Here is an 18394-nt window from a genome sequence, read left to right as displayed (position 1 = left end):
GAATGCATGCCGTCGAGCTCTTGCGTGTTGACCATTAATTCAGGGACCCGGACATGGAACTGGTTGTAAAAAGCGTTAGCCCAGAAACGTTGAAAACCGCCACTCTGGTGGTCGCCGTCGGCGAAGGACGCAAGCTCGGCGCCGTCGCCAAACAACTCGACGAACTGAGCGGTGGCGCCATCAGCGCTGTGCTCAAGCGCGGCGACCTGGCTGGCAAAGTCGGTCAGAGCCTGTTGCTGCACAGCCTGCCGAACCTCAAGGCCGAACGCGTGCTGCTGGTGGGCGTGGGCAAAGACGAAGAGCTGGGCGACCGCCCGTTCCGTAAGATCATTGCCGGCATCCTCAACACCCTTAAAGGCCTGGGCGGCAGCGATGCGGTGCTGGCCCTGGACGAAGTCGCGGTAAAAGGCCGCGACAGCTACGGCAAGACCCGCCTGCTGGCCGAAACCCTGGTGGACGGCGAATACACGTTCGACCAGTTCAAGAGCCAGAAAGCCGAACCTCGCACCCTGAAGAAAGTCACTTTGGTGACCATCAAGGCCGCACAGGCTGAAGTCGAGCGCGCCGTGGCCCACGCCACCGCTATCGCCAACGGCATGGCGTTCACCCGCGACCTGGGTAACCTGCCGCCGAACATCTGCCACCCGACGTTCCTCGGTGAGCAGGCGAAGAACCTGGGCAAAGAATTCAAAAGCCTGAAAGTCGAAGTCCTCGATGAGAAGAAGATCAAGGACCTGGGCATGGGCTCGTTCTACGCCGTGGGCCAGGGCAGCGCCCAGCCACCGCGCCTGATCGTCATGCAATACAACGGCGGCAAAAAATCCGAGAAGCCGTATGCACTGGTCGGCAAAGGCATCACCTTTGACACTGGCGGCATCAGCCTGAAGCCGGGCGCCGGCATGGATGAAATGAAGTACGACATGGGCGGCGCCGCCAGCGTGTTCGGCACCCTGCGTGCCGTGCTCGAGCTGAAACTGCCGATCAACCTGGTGTGCATCCTGGCCTGCGCCGAGAACATGCCGAGCGGCAACGCTTCGCGTCCTGGCGACATCGTCACCACCATGAGCGGCCAGACCGTGGAAATCCTCAACACCGACGCCGAAGGCCGGCTGGTGCTGTGCGACGCCCTGACCTACTCCGAGCGCTTCAAGCCACAAGCGGTGATCGACATCGCCACCCTGACCGGCGCTTGCGTCGTCGCGCTGGGTTCCCACACGTCGGGCCTGCTGGGCAACAACGACGAGCTGATCAGCCAACTGCTGAGCGCCGGCCAATCGGCTGACGATCGCGCCTGGCAACTGCCGTTGTTCGATGAGTACCAGGAACAGCTGGACAGCCCGTTCGCCGACATCGCCAACATTGGCGGCCCGAAAGCCGGCACCATCACCGCGGCCTGCTTCCTGTCGCGCTTCACCAAGAACCTCAACTGGGCGCACCTGGACATCGCCGGCACGGCCTGGACCAGCGGCGGCAAGGACAAGGGCGCCACTGGCCGTCCGGTTCCATTGCTGACCCAATACCTGCTGGACCGCGCCAAAGCCTGAAACCGATGAACCTGGGCGGCGTCACTTTCCGGTGACGCCGTTCAAGGCTCAGGAACCGCAATGACCAAAGTCGACTTCTATATTCTGCCCAGCGCCGATCCTTCGGCACGGCTGGATTTTGCCTGCAAGCTCACCGAAAAAGCCTGGCGCATGGGCCACCGTATCTATCTGCATTGCAGCGATGCTGCCCAGCGTGACGATCTCGATGCGCGTTTGTGGGCCTTCAAGGGCGAAAGCTTCGTGCCCCACGGCCCAGCTGAAAATGAGCCGGACGGTTTGATTGTGTTGGGCCTTGGCGATGACTGCGGTCCGCATCAGGACCTGTTGGTCAATCTCGCCCTGAAAGTCCCGGCATTCGCCAACAAGTTCGCCCGCGTGGCGGAAGTGGTGGTGGAAGATCCGACGATTCGTACGGCTGCGCGGGAGAGTTTCCGTTTCTACCGCGAACAGGGCTATCCTCTGCAAGATCACCGTTTACAGCGACTCTGAGCATTCCGATGGACACTCCAAAACCGCAGCAAAAGTCCGCGCACCTGCTGGATGACCTTGAGTCGATCCGCCAACTGCTCGGCGATGACAACCTGCAACCTCCCTTGCTGACCGATACGGTCGAGGAAGGTGATCAGGAACAGATTCCGATGCTGTTCGATACGGTCGGCGCCAACCCGCCAACCCTCGAGCCGGCACCACCCGCCCCTGCAGCCCCTGCCGCCCAACCGGCGCCCGCCGCCAGCAAGAGCCCCGACGACCTGCTGCACCTGGATGGCGAACTGCGCGCCGCCGCGCAATTGATCATGCAAGACGTGATCGACGACTTCGCCCCGCACATCGAAACCGAAATCAAACGCCGCCTCAGCGCGCGGATGGAACGGTTGTTGAGTCAGTACGAATAAAACACCAATCCCCTGTGGGAGCGAGCTTGCTCCGGGCGGCGTTCCGACGATAGCGATGTAACAGCCAGCAGAGATGTTGAATGTTATGCCCTCATCGCGAGCAAGCTCGCTCCCACATTAGTTCTGCGCCCTGTCTGCACCTGCTCGCCCTACGCCCCATGCCCCGCTATACTTGCCGGCTTTTCCTGAATAAATGCCAATAGGGTCCCGCCGCGCATGGATAAGACCTACCAGCCGCACGCCATTGAAACTTCCTGGTACAACACCTGGGAGTCAGAGAATTACTTCGCCCCGCAAGGCGCGGGCGAGTCCTACACCATCATGATCCCGCCGCCGAACGTCACCGGCAGCCTGCACATGGGTCACGGCTTCAACAACGCGATCATGGACGCCCTGATCCGTTTTCGCCGCATGCAGGGTCGCAACACCCTGTGGCAGCCGGGTACCGACCACGCCGGTATCGCCACGCAAATGCTGGTGGAGCGTCAACTCGAAGCTCAGGGCCAGAGTCGTCACGACCTGGGCCGCGAAAAATTCCTCGAGAAAGTCTGGGAATGGAAGGATCAGTCCGGCGGCAACATCAGCCGTCAGATCCGCCGTCTCGGCTCGTCCGTGGACTGGGGCCGCGAGCGCTTCACCATGGACGACGGCCTCTCGGAAGCCGTTAAAGAAGCCTTTGTGCGCCTGCACGAAGACGGCCTGATCTACCGCGGCAAGCGCCTGGTCAACTGGGACACCAAGTTGCACACGGCGATTTCCGACCTCGAAGTGGAAAACCACGACGAGAAAGGTTTCCTGTGGAACCTGAAATACCCACTGGCCGATGGCGCCAAGACCGCTGAAGGCAACGATTACCTGATCGTCGCGACCACTCGCCCGGAAACCATGCTCGGCGACTCCGCCGTTGCGGTTAACCCGAACGATGAACGCTACCAAGCCCTGATCGGCAAATTTGTCGAGCTGCCGCTGGTCGGCCGCCGCATTCCGATCATCGCCGACGATTACTGCGATCCTGAATTCGGCACCGGCTGCGTGAAAATCACCCCGGCCCACGATTTCAACGACTACGAAGTCGGCAAGCGCCACAACCTGCCGCTGCTGAACATCTTCGACAAGAACGCCGCTGTATTGCCGGCCTGTCAGGTGTTCAACCTCGACGGCACGCTGAACGAAAGCATCGACGGCAAGATCCCGGCCGAATACGCCGGTCTGGATCGCTTCGAAGCGCGCAAGCAGATCGTTGCTGCCTTCGATGCTGCCGGCCTCTTGGTCAGCATCAACGACCACGCGCTGAAAGTGCCGAAAGGCGACCGCTCCGGCACCATCATCGAGCCGTGGCTGACCGACCAGTGGTACGTGTCGACCAAGCCTTTGGCTGAGCCAGCCATCGCTGCTGTTGAAGACGGCCGCATCGCCTTCGTGCCGAAACAATACGAAAACATGTACTTCTCGTGGATGCGCGACATCCAGGACTGGTGCATCAGCCGTCAGCTGTGGTGGGGCCACCGGATTCCGGCCTGGTACGACGAGTCGGGCAAGGTCTATGTCGGTCGCGACGAAGCCGAAGTACGTGCCAAGCACAACCTCGGCCCGGACGTGGCGCTGCAACAGGACAATGACGTTCTCGACACCTGGTTCAGTTCCGGTCTGTGGACATTCTCCACGCTCGGCTGGCCTGAGCAGACCGAATTCCTGAAGAAATTCCACTCCACCGACGTGTTGGTGACCGGTTTCGACATCATTTTCTTCTGGGTTGCCCGGATGATCATGCTCACCATGCACTTGGTGAAGAACGAAGACGGCACACCGCAGGTTCCGTTCAAGACCGTTTACGTTCACGGTCTGGTGCGTGATGGCCAAGGCCAGAAGATGTCCAAGTCCAAGGGCAACGTCCTGGACCCGCTGGACATCATCGACGGCATCGAGCTCGAAGACCTGGTGCAGAAACGCACCTCCGGCATGATGCAGCCGAAATTGGCGAAGAAGATCGAGAAGCAGACCCGCGACGAGTTCGCCGACGGCATCGCCAGCTACGGCACCGACGCCCTGCGCTTCACTTTCTGCTCGCTGGCGTCCACCGGTCGCGACATCAAGTTCGACATGGGCCGCGTCGAGGGCTATCGCAACTTCTGCAACAAGATCTGGAACGCCGCGCGCTACGTGCTGGACAAGGGTGAAGACTGCGGTCAGAACGGCGAAGCTTACGAGCTGTCGCTGGCGGATCGCTGGATCATTTCGCAGCTGCAACGCACCGAAGCCGAAGTGACCCGTCAACTCGATCAGTTCCGCTTCGACCTGGCCGCACAAGCCCTGTACGAGTTCATCTGGAACCAGTATTGCGACTGGTACCTGGAACTCTCCAAGCCTGTGCTATGGGACGAAAACGCGCCGGTCGAACGTCAGCGCGGCACCCGCCGCACACTGGTTCGGGTATTGGAAGTCGCGCTGCGTCTGGCGCATCCATTCATGCCGTTCATCACCGAAGAAATCTGGCAGCGCATCGCGCCGCTGGCCGGTATCGAAGGCAAGACGATCATGCTGCAACCGTGGCCAGTGGCCAATGAAGAGCGCATCGATCCGGCCGCCGAGAACGACATCGAATGGCTCAAAGGCCTGATGCTCGGCACGCGTAACATCCGTGGCGAAATGAACATCGGTCCAGGCAAGCCGTTGAACCTGTTCCTCAAAAACGTCAGCGCCGAAGATCAGCGTCGTCTCACCGAGAACGAAGCCCTGCTGAAGAAGCTGGCTCGCCTCGAATCGATCACCGTATTGGCTGCTGGCGAAGAAGCACCGCTGTCCGCCACCGCTCTGGTTGGCGAGATGGAAGTGCTGGTGCCGATGGCTGGCCTGATCGACAAAGATGCTGAGCTGGCGCGTCTGGACAAGGAGATCCTGCGTCTGCAGGGCGAAGTTCAGCGGGTTGGCGGCAAGCTGTCTAACGCCGGTTTCGTCGACAAGGCCCCGGCCGAAGTCATCGACAAGGAACGCGCCAAACTGGCTGAAGCAGAGCAGGCTTTGGGCAAGTTGGCCGAGCAGCATGCGCGGATTGCCAGCCTGTAAGGGTAAATCGCGATGAAAACGGGAGGCCCGAAACGGCCTCCCTTTTTTATGCCCGACGCTTTCTCCCAAACACCCCACCCCCCTGTGGGAGCGAGCTTGCTCGCGATGAGGTCATAATATTCAACATCGACGTTGGCTGACAGTCCGCTATCGCGAGCAAGCTCGCTCCCACAGGGGGGGATGGCGGTGTTTGTCACAATTGCGTTCACAACGGCTGGATGTGGGACAATACCCGCCACTTTTAGCCATACCCGAATCGACCACGCCCATGAACGCCCCCCGCACACCAAGACCTGCGCGCAAAAAGCCTGATTCCACGCCCCCGGCCAAAGCCGTGGAGCCCCGCGAAAAGGCCAGCCTGCATCCGCGTAACCGCCATCAGGGTCGTTACGACTTCCCGGCGCTGATCAAAACCACGCCGGAACTGGCGAAGTTCGTGATCATCAACCCGTACGGCAAAGAAAGCATCGACTTCGCCAGCCCGGACGCTGTGCGGGTGTTCAACCGTGCGTTGCTCAAGTCGTTCTACGGCGTCGCCCATTGGGACATCCCGGCCGACTACCTCTGCCCACCGGTTCCGGGCCGTGCCGATTACGTGCACTTCCTGGCTGACCTGCTGGCCAGCGTCAACGACGGCGAGATCCCTCGCGGCGCGCCAGTCAAGGTGCTCGATATCGGCATGGGCGCCAACTGCGTCTATCCGTTGATTGGCTACAGCGACTACCGCTGGCACTTCCTCGGCTCGGAAATCGACCCGACGGCCGTGGCCGCCGCCAAAGCCATCGTGCAGTCCAATGGGCTGAACAAAGCCATCCAGTTGCGCCAACAAAGCAATCCCAAGCACATTCTGCTGGGCCTGCTCGAACCCGGCGAACGCTTTGACCTGACCATGTGCAACCCGCCGTTCCACGCCTCGATGGACGAAGCGACCAAGGGCAGCGAGCGTAAATGGCGCGCGCTGGGCCGTGCTGATCCAAAACGCAAACTGCCGGTGCTGAACTTTGGCGGTCAATCGGCCGAACTGTGGTGTGAAGGTGGTGAAGCACGGTTTGTGACGCAACTGATCGCCGAAAGCGCGCATTTCCAACACAAAGTGCTCTGGTTCAGCACCCTGGTCTCGAAAGCCTCCAACCTGCCGGCGATCCAGACGGCGCTGAAAAAGGCCGGCGTACTGGAAAGCCAGGTTGTGGAAATGTCTCAGGGGCAGAAGCAAAGCCGTTTCGTCGCCTGGACCTTCCAGACCAAATCCGAGCAGCAGGTCTGGCGCGAACGCTGGGCTCGCAAGAGCTGATTAGTCACTGAGACAGCGATTGGCCCTGGGTCAGTCGCTGAATCGCAGACACAAAAAAGCCGCGCCCGGATCACTCCGGAGCACGGCTTTTTTTTACTGCGTCTTACTTGTTAACAGCGTCGGTCAGGCCTTTGGCCACAACCAGCTTGATAACTTTCTTGGCAGCGATTTCGATGGCAGCGCCAGTCGAAGGGTTGCGGCCGGTACGGGCAGGACGCTCAGTCACTTTCAGTTTGCCGATACCTGGCAGAGTGATTTCGCCGCCGTTTTCCAGCTGATCGGCAACGATTTGGCCCAGTTGGTCCAGAGCGTTACGCGCGGTGGTTTTTGGCGCGTCGATAGCTTCAGCGATGTCGGCGATCAGTTGGTCTTTAGTAAGAGCCATGTAGTGTTCCTTCCCTATCAAATTCATATGGATTGCAGAGTGCAGTGTCAGCCATCGAGCCCGATCTTCTGGATCTGGCACCCCCGGCCATAACCGCGACGAGTCGGGGTTATAGATACCGAAATCAGGGTTTGGTTCGACCTGACAAATGCTGAATGCACGCTTAACGCAGTGACTTCGCGTAAGACCGGGCAAAACTAGCACAGAGACGGGGAAATATCCGCCTCTAGCTACCCATTTGGTCAGCTTTATTGCTCTAAAACTGTAAAAAACAGCATAAGCGCCATCGGACACCTGCGAATTGCCCTTCGTGCCGCGCCAAAACCAGTGGTTGCGGTACACTGAGCGCTTTTTCGGGGAGCACGCCCTCCTCTCTTCAATCAGCCGAGAAGCCCATGCCGATCCGCCATTGCATCGTCCACCTGATCGACAAAAAACCCGACGGCACGCCCGCAGTTCTCCACGCTCGCGATTCCGAACTGGCCGAGTCGAGCGCCATCGAGTACATGCTTGCCGACCTCAATGAGAGCTACAACGCCAAACAAGGCAAGGCCTGGGGTTTCTTCCATGCCGAGTCCGGGGCGCATCCGTTCAGCGGCTGGCTGAAGGAATACCTCGATGGCGGCAAGGATTTCACAGCGTTCAGCCGGGTGGCGGTGGAACATCTGCAAAAGCTGATGGAAGAGTCGAACCTCTCAGTGGGCGGCCACGTGCTGTTTGCGCATTATCAGCAAGGCATGACCGACTACCTGGCGATAGCCCTGCTACACCACAGTGAAGGCGTTGCAGTGACCGATCAGCTGGACGTGACCCCGTCCCGGCACCTGGACCTGGGCCAACTGCACCTCGCGGCGCGGATCAACGTTTCCGAGTGGCAGAACAACAAGCAGTCCAGGCAGTACATTTCGTTCATCAAAGGCAAGAACGGCAAAAAGGTTTCGGAGTATTTCCGCGACTTCATTGGCTGCCAGGAAGGCGTCGACGGCCCGGGCGAAACCCGCACCCTGCTCAAAGCCTTCAGTGACTTCGTCGAAAGCGAAGACCTGCCGGAAGAGTCCGCCCGCGAGAAGACCAAAACCCTGGTGGATTACGCCAGCAGCCAGGCCAAACTCGGTGAGCCCATGGGCCTGGAAGAACTCTCGGAGCTGATCGACGAAGAGCGCCCGAAAGCCTTCTACGACCACATCCGCAACAAGGACTACGGCCTGTCGCCGGAGATTCCGGCAGATAAACGTACCCTCAATCAGTTCCGCCGCTTCACCGGTCGCGCCGAAGGCCTGTCCATCAGCTTCGAAGCGCACCTGCTGGGCTCGAAGATCGAATACGACGAAGAAGCCGGCACGCTGATCATCAAAGGTCTGCCGACCCAACTCACCGATCAGCTCAAGCGACGTAACTGATGCTCGGCGGCGTACTGAAGAAATGCCTGCTGATCCTGCTGGTGGTCGTGGTCTACCAGAACTGGGGCAAGATCGAGCGGGTGTTCCATCCGGCGCAGGTGGTGTCCGAGCAGACTCAGGCCAAGGCCAACGTCGTGCTCTACGCCACTGAATGGTGTGGCTACTGCAAACTGACCCGGCGTTTTCTCGATCAGAAGGGAATTGCGTACAAGGAGTTCGATATCGAGAAGGATGCCGAGGCGCGCAAGGCCTATGAGGCGCTGGGTGGTGGCGGGATTCCGATCATCGATGTGAACGGGACGTTGATTCGCGGGTATGACCCGGATGCGATTCTCGCGGCCCTAAAATAATTCGATCGGGGTAATTAATACTTGTGTCAGCGTGCCTCGATGCGGAACCCGAACCGCGGAAAATGCACATGCACCAACCCGCCACGCTCGTCTTCACGGCGCAAGATCAATTCCTCACGCCCCGCAAACAACAGCTCACCGGCCACCGAATCAACGCCGTAGTCAGTGGCCGCAATCACCACCAGTTGGCCCGCCTCAAACCCGTTCGGCTCATCGAACTGCTCATTCGGCAACGCGGCAGGTGTGGCATTGCGCGACACCTCCAGCGCCTCCTCTGCCGTCATCTCGCTGAACGCACCATGACCGAAGCCCATCACGCGCCCGAACCATGCGCTGACCGCGGGATAGGCATCAACCAACGGTGAAGTTACCGGTGTGGCTTTGAGGAACCACAGGCAATGGGCCAGGGCAAAGTCGGCAATCGATGGCTCTCCGAACAGGAAGTCGCCCGACTCGCGCTGAAGCTGCTGCTCCAGACGTCCCATGATCGTCGGCCATTGATGCTTGGCCTGCTCTGCGGACAAACGTGTAGCGCTGCCTCCACTGAACAGCTCGGCGCGATCGGCCATGAATGCCTTGATCGCTTCTGGCGGTAATGCGCCAAAGCGCACGGCCACCGATTCCGGCTGAAACACCAGGCTGACCGCGTGCTGGAACACCACCGAATCCGCCCACGCGGCGAAGGTCGCGGCGATCATTTCCTGACCTTCCGGGAAGAACGCCGGCAAGGCTTTTTCCTGTTCAAGACGGCGGGCGATCAGCGACGTGTCGCAATAGATATCTGCGCCAATCTGCAACACCGGTGTCTTGCGGTAGCCGCCGGTCAACGCCGTCAGATCAGGTTTTGGCATCACGGGCGAAACCTTCACCGAGCGCCAGGACAACCCCTTGAAACCCAGCAACAGGCGGGCCTTTTCGGCGAAAGGGGACGTCGGGTAGTGATGAAGAATCAACTCGGACATGCTCGGCTCCGCCGCTGGGAAAGGAATCCGCAGCTTAGCGCGCAATCCGCTAGCAGCCTACAGATCTGCCTGATGGGTACTGATCATTCAGATTGATAAGCCCGCAGAAAAGGTCGTCACCAGACATTCCTTGGCGCTTTTCTTGAGTTTTTTGATCAGCCGTTCCTGACGCAGCGCTTCGCTTTTGTCGCGGCAGACTTCGGTGTAAACCAAGGCCACGGCTGGGCTGGATAGGAAGAATCGCGCGCCTTTGCCGCTCTGGTGAGTAGCGAATCGGCGCACGGGATCATCGCTGATCCCGCAGTAGAGCGAACCATTGGCCGCGCGAACGAGGTAGACGAACCAGGGTTTGCTTACCGGCGTATCGGCATCGACGGAGATTTCGCAGAGGGTGTTCACGTGACGATCAAGGCTTGAAAGGAAACAAGCCGCGATCTTATCAGCGACTGGCCTGGAATGCCTTCAGCCCCTTCAAGGCCTGAGCACGAACAGCGTTTCTCACCAACGGCGTCCAGCCCAGCAGCAGACCTTTAGTGCCCAGCGCCTGTCGAGACCAAGTCCACATGTCGAAGCTGTCGTGATGCTCGCAGATCTTGCCATCGCGAAAAACGAAGCGGGCCTGAATATCGTTGACCACCGTGTTGCCGGTCTGGCTGAACAGGTACGTTGCCACCCAATGGGCGCCACCCGTGCGCTCATCGCTGCGCACGTTATCGAACGTCAGGGAAAAGTCCTTGGCCCGGGTGGTGAGCATGCGCCACATGTCGCCGGCATCGCGGCCACGCAGCTCGCCGAATGCTGGATCACTGAACACCACGTCGTCGGTATAGCAGGCACTCATGGCCTCGGCATCCAGCCGCTGGAAGGCTTGGTAGAACTGGGTGATCAATGCGCTGTGGGCATCACTCATGGGCAGGTTCCCTGATGTGCAAATAGATGTGCAAAGTGGCTTCAAAAGACTGCCTCACGATAGTCAACAAACGCGCGGAACACTATCGGCATTCGTGGGCCGAATACCGACAGTGTGCGGGTGTCAGACCTTTTCGCTTTCGACCTGGACGTACAGCGAACGTCCGGCGCCGAGACCGGCAATGATCGCCCCGAGGCCAATGATGGCGAAGATCCAGCCGAGGGCGTTCCAGCCGCCGGTCCAGTCATGCACGATACCGACCGCGAACGGCCCCATGGACGCCAGGGTGTAACCGAAGCCCTGAGCCATGCTCGACAGGTTCGCCGCGACATGCGAGTCCCGCGAGCGCAGCACGATCAGCGTCAGCGCCAGACTGAACGCACCGCCCTGCCCCAGACCGAGCAGGATCGCCCAGCCCCACAAGCCTTCGATCGGTGCGTAGAGGCAACCGAATAAACCGCCAAGGGTCAGCAGCATGACGATGACGATCGCCAGACGCTGATCCTTGCCGCGGGTCGCCAGCCACGGCGCGGCCAGTGAACTGGCCAACTGGACAATGACAGAACCCGAGAGCACCAGGCCGGCCTGGGTCGGGGTCAGGCCGCGGCCAATCAGGATCGATGGCAACCAGCCGAACACGATGTAGGCCAAAGAAGATTGCAGGCCCATGTAGAGCGTCACTTGCCAGGCCAGCGGATCACCCAACAGACCGCGAACCCGGTAGGCGACGTTGTGCGCGCCGTGTTTCTGACCGACTTGCGGCAACCAGAAAATCGCCGCGACCAATGCCGGCACCACCCAGAAGCCGAGGCCCAGCGCCCAGCTCTTGTCGAAATGCTCGCTCAACGGCACGGTCGCGCCCGCCGCCATCGCCGCGCCCAGACACAGCGCCATGGTGTAGACGCCGGTCATGGTCCCGGCGTGTTTAGCGAAGTCGCGCTTGACGATGCCCGGCAACAAAACGCCGATCACACCGATGCTCGCACCGGCCAGCACGCTGCCGGCAAACAGGCCGATTGTGCCGAACGAACTGCGCAGGATGATCCCGCCGGCCAACATCAAAAGAATCCCCAATACCACCCGTTCGGCGCCGAAACGTCGTGCCAGCACGGGCGCCAGCGGTGCAAACAAGCCGAGGCACAGCACCGGCAACGTCGTCAGCAAACCGGCCTGAGCTGACGACAAACCGAGGGTCTTCGAGATCTCGCTGAGCATCGGCGCCATGCTCGACAGCGCCGGGCGCAGGTTCAGCGCCACCAGAATCAGGCCCAGCAACAGCAGCCACGGCCGCCGCAGGATCGGGTGACTTTGCTGGACCTGTTCGTCATCCGCCTCGGCGTCGATCAGCAGCTCTTCGAGCTCCGCCGTGCGCTTGGCTTGGGGGATGCTGCTTTTGTTGACCTGCTGGCTGGACATGGGGTTCTCGGTTTCAAGGTTCATTGATCAACTGCCTCGACAGGGCTTTGGCCCGTTCCGGGTCGCGTTGCTCGACGGCATCAAGCAGTTCGATATGGAGGTCGAACACCTCTTGGCGTCGGGGGGAAATGTTCAGGGTTTCGCGCAATTGCGCACCGACGACGCTGGAGAAATAGCGGTACAGCTCGCTGAGCGTCGGGTTATGCGCGGCGTCCACCAAACGCCGGTGGAACACCAGATCGCAGGCGATATACGTGTCGAGATCGCCGTGATAGTGACTGCCGCTGACGCCCAACGCCTCGCGCAATGCCACCAGGTCTTCATCGGTACGGCGCAACGCGGCGAGACCGATGGCTTCGACTTCCAGAATATGCCGGGTTTCCCGGGCCTGTTCATGGGAGCAGCGAGACAACGCTTTCATGGTGTCGAGCGGATCGACCACCGCCCGCAGATAGCTGCCGTCGCCCTGACGGATTTCGATCAACCCGGAAAACGCCAATACGCGCATGGCTTCACGCACGGTATTGCGGCTGATGCCCAGCTCGGCGGACAGCTCAGGTTCGGTGGGTAAACGCTGGCCGACCGTCCAGACGCCTTCGGTGATGCGCAGGCGTAACTGGTCCAGTGCCTGGTCGACCAGGGACCGTTTAACTATCGGAGAAATGTCTGACATAGGATTCGCCCTTTCATCCAATCATAGGATGAATTTTCTGACATGTTAGTCAGCTATGCGTAGGACGGCAACCGCCTACGGTCAGGGAGAGGGAAATGGAGCGGGATTTTCGATTGGTCAAAATTACCCTTTAAGGGTAATTTTAGTGACAGGGTTTTTGGTTTCTTATGGAAAAGAGCACACCCCATTACGACTTGGCGGTGGTCAAGTCAGAGGTTGTCAGGTTAGGCAAAAAGGCGTTCACCCGACGGGCTCTGGAATCGGGCAATGACATGGGTTTGAACCTCTGGCAAATGATCCAGGCGATCAGTGCACTGGAGCGCCGAATGCTCTTCAAATCCATGACTTCCTATGTCGACCATCGGGTCTGGCAAGACGTTTATCACGCAACATTTCATGGAATGGAGATTTACATCAAAGTGTCTTACCGCCCCGGCGGTGGACATCCGGTAGTCTCCTTCAAGGAGAAAAACCTATGAGAACGCAACAATGCGTCAACTGCGGCACTCACGATGGAATGGGACACTTCGAAGGACGTACCCTCTCCGTCAATTACAAACAGATGTCGCGACTTGTTTGCGATCTTGCGGGTTGGGAGTGCAGGGTTTGCGGTGAAATCGAATTCGATCATGACACCGACAGCGCCGACCGCTATTCGGATGCCGGCGATCAATTGCTCGAGGACTGCCTGCAACTTATTGGCTCCGAGATAAAGCGTATCCGCCGCAAACTCCACCTCACGCAAAAAAACGCAGTGAAGTTGCTGTCCGGCGGTGGGAACAATGCCTTTTCGCGATATGAGCGTGGAGAGCTGCCTGCGCCAAAACCGTTACTCACACTGATGCAGCTGTTGGATCGTCATCCCTATTTACTGGCGGAAATTCAGGTGTTGAACGAAGGTGCCGCCCTTAAACAACTATTGGCCGCCCGCCATCCGGAACTGGAAGCGGCACTAACCTCCTGACCTCAAACCCCAGACAAAAATAAACCCGGATCAAGTCCGGGTTCATTTCAACGCCTGCGCAGGATCAATGCAGGATCTGGCTCAAGAACAGCTTGGTACGCTCATTCTGCGGATTATCGAAGAAGTCGTTCGGCGCGGCCTGTTCGACGATTTCGCCCTTGTCCATGAAGATCACACGGTTGGCCACGGTGCGGGCGAAGCCCATTTCGTGGGTCACGCAGAGCATGGTCATGCCGTCTTCGGCCAGGCCGATCATGGTGTCCAGAACCTCTTTCACCATCTCCGGGTCGAGTGCCGAGGTCGGTTCGTCGAACAACATGATTTTCGGTTTCATGCACAAGGCACGGGCAATCGCCACACGCTGTTGCTGACCGCCGGACAGTTGCCCCGGGAATTTATGCGCCTGTTCCGGAATGCGGACGCGTTCCAGGTAATGCATGGCGATTTCTTCGGCCTGGCGCTTGGGCATCTTGCGCACCCACATCGGCGCCAGCGTGCAGTTCTGCAGGATGGTCAGGTGCGGGAACAAGTTGAAGTGCTGGAACACCATGCCGACTTCACGGCGGACCGATTCGATCTGCTTGAGGTCGTTGGTCAGCTCCACACCATCGACCACGATGCGGCCCTGCTGGTGTTCTTCCAGACGGTTGAGGCAACGAATGGTGGTGGACTTGCCGGAACCCGACGGGCCGCACAGGACGATACGCTCGCCCTGTTTAACGTTCAGGTTGATGTCTTTCAACACGTGGAACTGGCCGTACCACTTGTTCACGCCCTGCATCTGAATAATGCCTTCAGGGCTCACAGGCTGTTTGATCGCTTCACTCATAAACTACGCTCCTAACGCTTGTGGCCAGTGTCCAGCTTACGTTCCAAATGCATGGAATAGCGGGACATACCAAAACAGAAAATCCAGAACACCAGGGCCGCGAACACATAGCCTTCGGTGGCCATGCCCAACCATTTCGGGTCGGCGGCGGCTTGTTTGACACTGTTGAGCAAGTCGAACAGGCCGATGATGATCACCAGGCTCGTGTCCTTGAACAGCGCAATGAAGGTGTTGACGATGCCAGGGATCACCATCTTCAGGGCTTGCGGCAGAATCACCAGGCCCATGCTGCGCCAGTAACCGAGGCCCATCGCTGCAGCCGCTTCGTACTGACCTTTGGGAATCGCTTGCAGACCACCGCGCACCACTTCGGCCACGTAAGCCGACTGGAACAGGATCACGCCGATCAGCGCCCGCAGCAGTTTGTCGAAGTTCATGCCTTCAGGCAGGAACAACGGCAGCATCACCGAGGACATGAACAGCACCGTGATCAACGGCACGCCGCGCCAGAATTCGATGAAGGTCACGCAGACCACGCGAATCGCCGGCATGTTCGAACGACGGCCCAGTGCCAGGACAATACCCAGCGGCAATGCACCGGCAATACCGACGGTGGCGATCACCAGAGTCAGCATCAACCCGCCCCACTGGCTGGTCGCCACGGCGCTCAGGCCGAACACGCCGCCGTGCAGCAGGCACCAGGCAACAATCGGATACACCACCAGAAAGCTCAGCCCGTACACCGCTTTACGCGGGAAGCGCGAGATGAACAACGGTGCCACGCCGATGACCGCCAGCCATACGGTCAGGTCAACGCGCCAGCGCAGGTCCACTGGGTAGTAGCCGTACATGAACTGGCCAAAGCGTTGCTGGATGAACACCCAGCAGGCGCCTTCCTTGGTGCAGTCAGCCTGGCTGGTGCCAACCCAGTTGGCATCGAGGATCGCCCAGCTCAGGATCGGCGGAACCACCAGGTAGATGAGGTAGAACGCGAACAGGGTCAGCAGGGTGTTGAGCCAGCTGGAGAACATGTTGGCGCGCATCCACGCCACGACACCGATACTGCGGTTCGGGGGTGGCATGTCAGGTTTGAAAGTATGAGTCGTCATGCGCTTTTCCTTACCGCTCGATCAGCGCAATGCGCTTGTTGTACCAGTTCATCAGCAGAGAAATGCTGATACTGATCGCCAGGTACACGCTCATGGTGATGGCAATCACCTCGATCGCCTGCCCGGTCTGGTTCAGCACCGTACCGGCAAACAACGAGACCATTTCCGGATAACCGATACCGGCTGCCAGCGAGGAGTTCTTCGCCAGGTTCAGGTATTGGCTGGTCAGCGGTGGAATGATCACGCGCAGGGCTTGCGGGATGATCACCTTGCGCAGGGTCGGACCGTTGCGCAATCCCAACGAGTGCGCCGCTTCTGTCTGGCCGTGGCTGACCGACTTGATGCCCGAACGCACGATCTCGGCGATGAACGCCGCGGTGTACACCGTCAGGGCCAGGGTCAGCGCCAGCAGTTCCGGGATCAGCACCCAGCCACCGACGAAGTTGAAGCCCTTGAGCTCCGGCATTTCCCAATGCACGGGGGCGCCGAAGATCAGCGCACACAGCGCCGGGATCACCAGCAACAGCGCCAGGCCGACCCAGAATTTGTGGAACGGTACGCCAGTCGCTTCGAAACGCTTGTTGGCCCAGCGGCACATCAGCACGATAGCGACGATGGCCACGACGACGCTGACCACAAACGACCAGAAACCGTCCGCCGCCAACGCTGCGGGCATATTCAGGCCGCGGCTGCTGACGAAGAAGGTGTCGCCGAAGTTATGGCTGTTGCGTGGCCCTGGCATGGTCAGGAACACCGCGAAGTACCAGAACAGGATTTGCAGCAGCGGCGGAATGTTGCGGAAGACTTCCACATAAACAGTCGCCAGTTTGGCAATGATCCAGTTCTTCGACAGCCGTGATACGCCGACGATGAACCCGAGGATCGTCGCCAGGATCACGCCGATGAAGGTCACCAGCAGGGTGTTGAGCAAGCCGATGACAAACACCCGGGCATAGCTGTCCGATTCGGTGTAGTCGATCAGGTGTTGAGCGATGCCGAAACCGGCACTGCGCTCCAGAAAGCTGAAGCCGGAGGTAATGCCCCGGTGTTCAAGGTTGGTCTGCGTGTTGTCGAACAGATACCAGCCCATCGAGACCACCGCCACAATGGTAATGATCTGAAATAGCCACGCACGCACTTTTGGATCGCTGAGGCTGAGCCTCTGCTTTGGTGCGCCGATTGAATTTTGCATGAAGTGCCCCGCAAAGAATGGAACAGAACATCACCCGGCGGTTGGCCCACCGGGTGATAGAACCATCAGCGCACTGGTGGTGCGTATTGAATGCCGCCGTTGTTCCACAGAGCGTTCAGCCCGCGGTCAATGGCCAGTGGAGTGCCCTTGCCGAGGTTTTTCTCGAACACTTCACCGTAGTTACCCACTTGCTTGACGATCTGAACGACCCAGTCTTTCTTCACTTTCAGGTCTTTGCCGTATTCACCGTCAGCGCCCAGCAGACGAGCAACGTCCGGGTTCTTGGTGGCTTTGGCTTCAGCTTCAACGTTTGTCTGGGTGATGCCCATTTCTTCAGCGTTGAGCATCGCGAACAGGGTCCACTTGACGATGCTGAACCACTCTTCGTCGCCTTTACGCACGACCGGGCCCAGAGGCTCCTTGGAGATGGTTTCCGGCAGAACGACGTAGTCGGTCGGGGTCGCCAGCTTGCTGCGTTGTGCGTAGAGCTGGGATTTGTCGGAGGTCAGCACGTCGCAACGACCGGATTCCAGCGACTTGGCGCTTTCATCGGAGGTGTCGAAGGTGATCGGGGTGTATTTCAGACCGTTGCCGCGGAAGTAGTCGGAAACGTTCAGCTCGGTCGTGGTACCGGCTTGAATGCAGATGGTGGCGCCATCGAGCTCTTTAGCGCTCTTCACACCCAGTTTGTTGTTCACCAGGAAGCCGATGCCGTCGTAGTACGTCACGCCGGCAAACACCAGGCCCATGCCCGAATCGCGCGAACTGGTCCAGGTGGTGTTACGCGACAGCACGTCGATTTCACCGGACTGCAGCGCGGTGAAGCGCTCCTTGGCGTTCAACTGGCTGAATTTGACCTTGGTCGCATCGCCGAAAACGGCAGCGGCCACAGCGCGGCAGACGTCAGCATCGATACCGATGATCTTGCCAGTGGAGTCCGGAACCGAGAAACCCGGCAGACCGTCACTTACACCGCACTGTACGAAACCTTTCTTCTGCACTGCATCCAGGGTTGCACCCGCCTGAGCGAACCCACTGACACCGAGTACTGCGGCTGCAGTCACGATAGCCAGGGTGGATTTCAACATCTTCATTCAAACCTCCAGTTTTGCTCTTGTTGTGTCGGAGCTTGAGTCCAGTCGCACCCTTATGAGGCGTTGTTGACCCGTGTTGGCTTTTTTTGGGGTCAACCGACGTAAGACCTGCGCTATGAGTCTAGTAGGAGAAAATCCACATCATGGACAACTCACTTCTCACCAATCGGCCGAACGGGCTGTAGCCCTTTCACGTTCGCGAAGCCCGTAGCGGCCACTGGCGAACATCCATCACCGGATTCTTTGCTATCCCATCGCCAGCAGTACACTGATAGTGTTACCGCAAGGCGCGAGATGGGTTGCACCGTTTTCCCATAGC

At 59.3% G+C, this 18394-nt stretch carries 19 protein-coding genes; 9 read left to right on the top strand and 10 right to left on the bottom strand.

Features of this window, described 5'->3' with window-relative positions:
* Nucleotides 1-53 precede the first annotated feature (53 nt).
* The 5 genes from WLY71_RS08525 to rlmF all read left to right on the top strand — a co-directional run bounded on the left by WLY71_RS08525 (nucleotide 54) and on the right by rlmF (nucleotide 6791).
* Nucleotides 54-1544 carry a leucyl aminopeptidase gene (locus WLY71_RS08525; protein ID WP_347803216.1) on the top strand — a complete coding sequence of 497 codons (1491 nt, stop codon included), beginning with the start codon at nucleotides 54-56 and terminating at the stop codon, nucleotides 1542-1544.
* Nucleotides 1545-1604: 60 nt separating this feature from the next.
* Nucleotides 1605-2033: a DNA polymerase III subunit chi gene (locus WLY71_RS08520; protein WP_046048214.1), complete on the top strand. Its 429-nt coding sequence runs from the start codon at nucleotides 1605-1607 to the stop codon at nucleotides 2031-2033.
* Between the two features lie 8 nt (nucleotides 2034-2041).
* Nucleotides 2042-2437, top strand: a complete 396-nt coding sequence (locus WLY71_RS08515) for a DNA polymerase III subunit chi (protein WP_347803215.1) — start codon at nucleotides 2042-2044, stop codon at nucleotides 2435-2437.
* Between the two features lie 216 nt (nucleotides 2438-2653).
* Nucleotides 2654-5500, top strand: a complete 2847-nt coding sequence (locus WLY71_RS08510; protein WP_347803214.1) for a valine--tRNA ligase — start codon at nucleotides 2654-2656, stop codon at nucleotides 5498-5500.
* A 268-nt stretch (nucleotides 5501-5768) separates the two neighbouring features.
* Complete coding sequence (rlmF, locus tag WLY71_RS08505) at nucleotides 5769-6791, top strand: 23S rRNA (adenine(1618)-N(6))-methyltransferase RlmF (protein ID WP_347803213.1); 1023 nt, start codon at nucleotides 5769-5771, stop codon at nucleotides 6789-6791.
* A gap of 103 nt (nucleotides 6792-6894) precedes the next feature.
* On the opposite strand, the gene WLY71_RS08500 is transcribed toward rlmF, so the two are convergent.
* The gene (locus tag WLY71_RS08500; protein ID WP_007905514.1) at nucleotides 6895-7176 is read right to left on the bottom strand and encodes an HU family DNA-binding protein; all 282 of its coding nucleotides are present in this window, start codon (nucleotides 7174-7176) and stop codon (nucleotides 6895-6897) included.
* A 395-nt stretch (nucleotides 7177-7571) separates the two neighbouring features.
* Here WLY71_RS08500 and yejK point away from each other — a divergent pair, with 395 nt between their 5' ends.
* Entirely contained in the window at nucleotides 7572-8576 is a 1005-nt protein-coding gene (gene yejK, locus WLY71_RS08495; protein WP_347803212.1) for a nucleoid-associated protein YejK, read from the top strand.
* A complete protein-coding gene (locus WLY71_RS08490) occupies nucleotides 8576-8926 on the top strand; it encodes a glutaredoxin family protein (RefSeq protein ID WP_347803211.1) in 351 nt (116 codons plus the stop codon). The genes yejK and WLY71_RS08490 overlap by 1 nt, the downstream gene beginning before the upstream one ends.
* 26 nt (nucleotides 8927-8952) lie before the next feature.
* Here WLY71_RS08490 and WLY71_RS08485 read toward each other — a convergent pair whose 3' ends face one another.
* From WLY71_RS08485 to WLY71_RS08465, 5 genes are all read right to left on the bottom strand, one after another.
* The gene (locus tag WLY71_RS08485) at nucleotides 8953-9888 is read right to left on the bottom strand and encodes a glutathione S-transferase family protein (protein ID WP_347803210.1); all 936 of its coding nucleotides are present in this window, start codon (nucleotides 9886-9888) and stop codon (nucleotides 8953-8955) included.
* Nucleotides 9889-9975: 87 nt separating this feature from the next.
* The gene (locus WLY71_RS08480; protein WP_282382594.1) at nucleotides 9976-10287 is read right to left on the bottom strand and encodes a GIY-YIG nuclease family protein; all 312 of its coding nucleotides are present in this window, start codon (nucleotides 10285-10287) and stop codon (nucleotides 9976-9978) included.
* 40 nt (nucleotides 10288-10327) lie between these two features.
* Nucleotides 10328-10798 carry a nuclear transport factor 2 family protein gene (locus tag WLY71_RS08475; RefSeq protein WP_347803209.1) on the bottom strand — a complete coding sequence of 157 codons (471 nt, stop codon included), beginning with the start codon at nucleotides 10796-10798 and terminating at the stop codon, nucleotides 10328-10330.
* A 123-nt stretch (nucleotides 10799-10921) separates the two neighbouring features.
* Nucleotides 10922-12238, bottom strand: a complete 1317-nt coding sequence (locus tag WLY71_RS08470; protein ID WP_347803208.1) for a CynX/NimT family MFS transporter — start codon at nucleotides 12236-12238, stop codon at nucleotides 10922-10924.
* Nucleotides 12228-12887 (bottom strand): FadR/GntR family transcriptional regulator, encoded by a 660-nt coding sequence (locus WLY71_RS08465; RefSeq protein WP_347803207.1) that lies wholly within the window; start codon nucleotides 12885-12887, stop codon nucleotides 12228-12230. The genes WLY71_RS08470 and WLY71_RS08465 overlap by 11 nt, the downstream gene beginning before the upstream one ends.
* 167 nt (nucleotides 12888-13054) lie before the next feature.
* Between WLY71_RS08465 and WLY71_RS08460 the strand changes: the two genes are divergently transcribed.
* Together WLY71_RS08460 and WLY71_RS08455 are read left to right on the top strand one after the other, a co-directional pair.
* Nucleotides 13055-13366 (top strand): type II toxin-antitoxin system MqsR family toxin, encoded by a 312-nt coding sequence (locus WLY71_RS08460; RefSeq protein ID WP_140677803.1) that lies wholly within the window; start codon nucleotides 13055-13057, stop codon nucleotides 13364-13366.
* Nucleotides 13363-13851: a type II toxin-antitoxin system MqsA family antitoxin gene (locus WLY71_RS08455; protein WP_347803206.1), complete on the top strand. Its 489-nt coding sequence runs from the start codon at nucleotides 13363-13365 to the stop codon at nucleotides 13849-13851. Before WLY71_RS08460 ends, WLY71_RS08455 begins: the two co-directional genes overlap by 4 nt.
* Nucleotides 13852-13915: 64 nt before the next feature.
* Here the strand turns inward: WLY71_RS08455 and WLY71_RS08450 are convergent, their stop codons facing one another.
* The 4 genes from WLY71_RS08450 to WLY71_RS08435 form a co-directional block, all read right to left on the bottom strand.
* The gene (locus WLY71_RS08450; protein WP_129441418.1) at nucleotides 13916-14680 is read right to left on the bottom strand and encodes an amino acid ABC transporter ATP-binding protein; all 765 of its coding nucleotides are present in this window, start codon (nucleotides 14678-14680) and stop codon (nucleotides 13916-13918) included.
* 11 nt (nucleotides 14681-14691) lie between these two features.
* Nucleotides 14692-15789, bottom strand: coding sequence for an amino acid ABC transporter permease (locus WLY71_RS08445; RefSeq protein WP_347803205.1), 1098 nt, complete (start codon nucleotides 15787-15789; stop codon nucleotides 14692-14694).
* Nucleotides 15790-15799: 10 nt separating this feature from the next.
* The gene (locus WLY71_RS08440) at nucleotides 15800-16981 is read right to left on the bottom strand and encodes an amino acid ABC transporter permease (RefSeq protein ID WP_347803204.1); all 1182 of its coding nucleotides are present in this window, start codon (nucleotides 16979-16981) and stop codon (nucleotides 15800-15802) included.
* A 65-nt stretch (nucleotides 16982-17046) separates the two neighbouring features.
* Complete coding sequence (locus WLY71_RS08435; RefSeq protein ID WP_283189070.1) at nucleotides 17047-18075, bottom strand: amino acid ABC transporter substrate-binding protein; 1029 nt, start codon at nucleotides 18073-18075, stop codon at nucleotides 17047-17049.
* Nucleotides 18076-18394: the final 319 nt, after the last annotated feature.

Origin of the sequence: Pseudomonas rossensis, from assembly GCF_039888995.1 — a bacterium.
In the GTDB taxonomy this organism is placed as follows: domain Bacteria; phylum Pseudomonadota; class Gammaproteobacteria; order Pseudomonadales; family Pseudomonadaceae; genus Aquipseudomonas; species Aquipseudomonas rossensis.
This window is presented reverse-complemented; position numbering and strand designations above follow the sequence as displayed.

Excerpts from the sequence above, each read along its gene's own strand:
- WLY71_RS08445 (WP_347803205.1), bottom strand. The coding sequence starts at position 15,789 with ATGACGACTCATACTTTCAAACCTGACATGCCACCCCCGAACCGCAGT.
- WLY71_RS08510 (WP_347803214.1), top strand. The coding sequence starts at position 2,654 with ATGGATAAGACCTACCAGCCGCACGCCATTGAAACTTCCTGGTACAAC.
- WLY71_RS08470 (WP_347803208.1), bottom strand. The coding sequence starts at position 12,238 with ATGAACCTTGAAACCGAGAACCCCATGTCCAGCCAGCAGGTCAACAAA.
- yejK (WP_347803212.1), top strand. The coding sequence starts at position 7,572 with ATGCCGATCCGCCATTGCATCGTCCACCTGATCGACAAAAAACCCGAC.
- WLY71_RS08525 (WP_347803216.1), top strand. The coding sequence starts at position 54 with ATGGAACTGGTTGTAAAAAGCGTTAGCCCAGAAACGTTGAAAACCGCC.
- WLY71_RS08490 (WP_347803211.1), top strand. The coding sequence starts at position 8,576 with ATGCTCGGCGGCGTACTGAAGAAATGCCTGCTGATCCTGCTGGTGGTC.
- WLY71_RS08435 (WP_283189070.1), bottom strand. The coding sequence starts at position 18,075 with ATGAAGATGTTGAAATCCACCCTGGCTATCGTGACTGCAGCCGCAGTA.
- WLY71_RS08460 (WP_140677803.1), top strand. The coding sequence starts at position 13,055 with ATGGAAAAGAGCACACCCCATTACGACTTGGCGGTGGTCAAGTCAGAG.
- rlmF (WP_347803213.1), top strand. The coding sequence starts at position 5,769 with ATGAACGCCCCCCGCACACCAAGACCTGCGCGCAAAAAGCCTGATTCC.
- WLY71_RS08515 (WP_347803215.1), top strand. The coding sequence starts at position 2,042 with ATGGACACTCCAAAACCGCAGCAAAAGTCCGCGCACCTGCTGGATGAC.
- WLY71_RS08475 (WP_347803209.1), bottom strand. The coding sequence starts at position 10,798 with ATGAGTGATGCCCACAGCGCATTGATCACCCAGTTCTACCAAGCCTTC.
- WLY71_RS08465 (WP_347803207.1), bottom strand. The coding sequence starts at position 12,887 with ATGTCAGACATTTCTCCGATAGTTAAACGGTCCCTGGTCGACCAGGCA.
- WLY71_RS08455 (WP_347803206.1), top strand. The coding sequence starts at position 13,363 with ATGAGAACGCAACAATGCGTCAACTGCGGCACTCACGATGGAATGGGA.
- WLY71_RS08450 (WP_129441418.1), bottom strand. The coding sequence starts at position 14,680 with ATGAGTGAAGCGATCAAACAGCCTGTGAGCCCTGAAGGCATTATTCAG.
- WLY71_RS08485 (WP_347803210.1), bottom strand. The coding sequence starts at position 9,888 with ATGTCCGAGTTGATTCTTCATCACTACCCGACGTCCCCTTTCGCCGAA.
- WLY71_RS08440 (WP_347803204.1), bottom strand. The coding sequence starts at position 16,981 with ATGCAAAATTCAATCGGCGCACCAAAGCAGAGGCTCAGCCTCAGCGAT.
- WLY71_RS08520 (WP_046048214.1), top strand. The coding sequence starts at position 1,605 with ATGACCAAAGTCGACTTCTATATTCTGCCCAGCGCCGATCCTTCGGCA.
- WLY71_RS08500 (WP_007905514.1), bottom strand. The coding sequence starts at position 7,176 with ATGGCTCTTACTAAAGACCAACTGATCGCCGACATCGCTGAAGCTATC.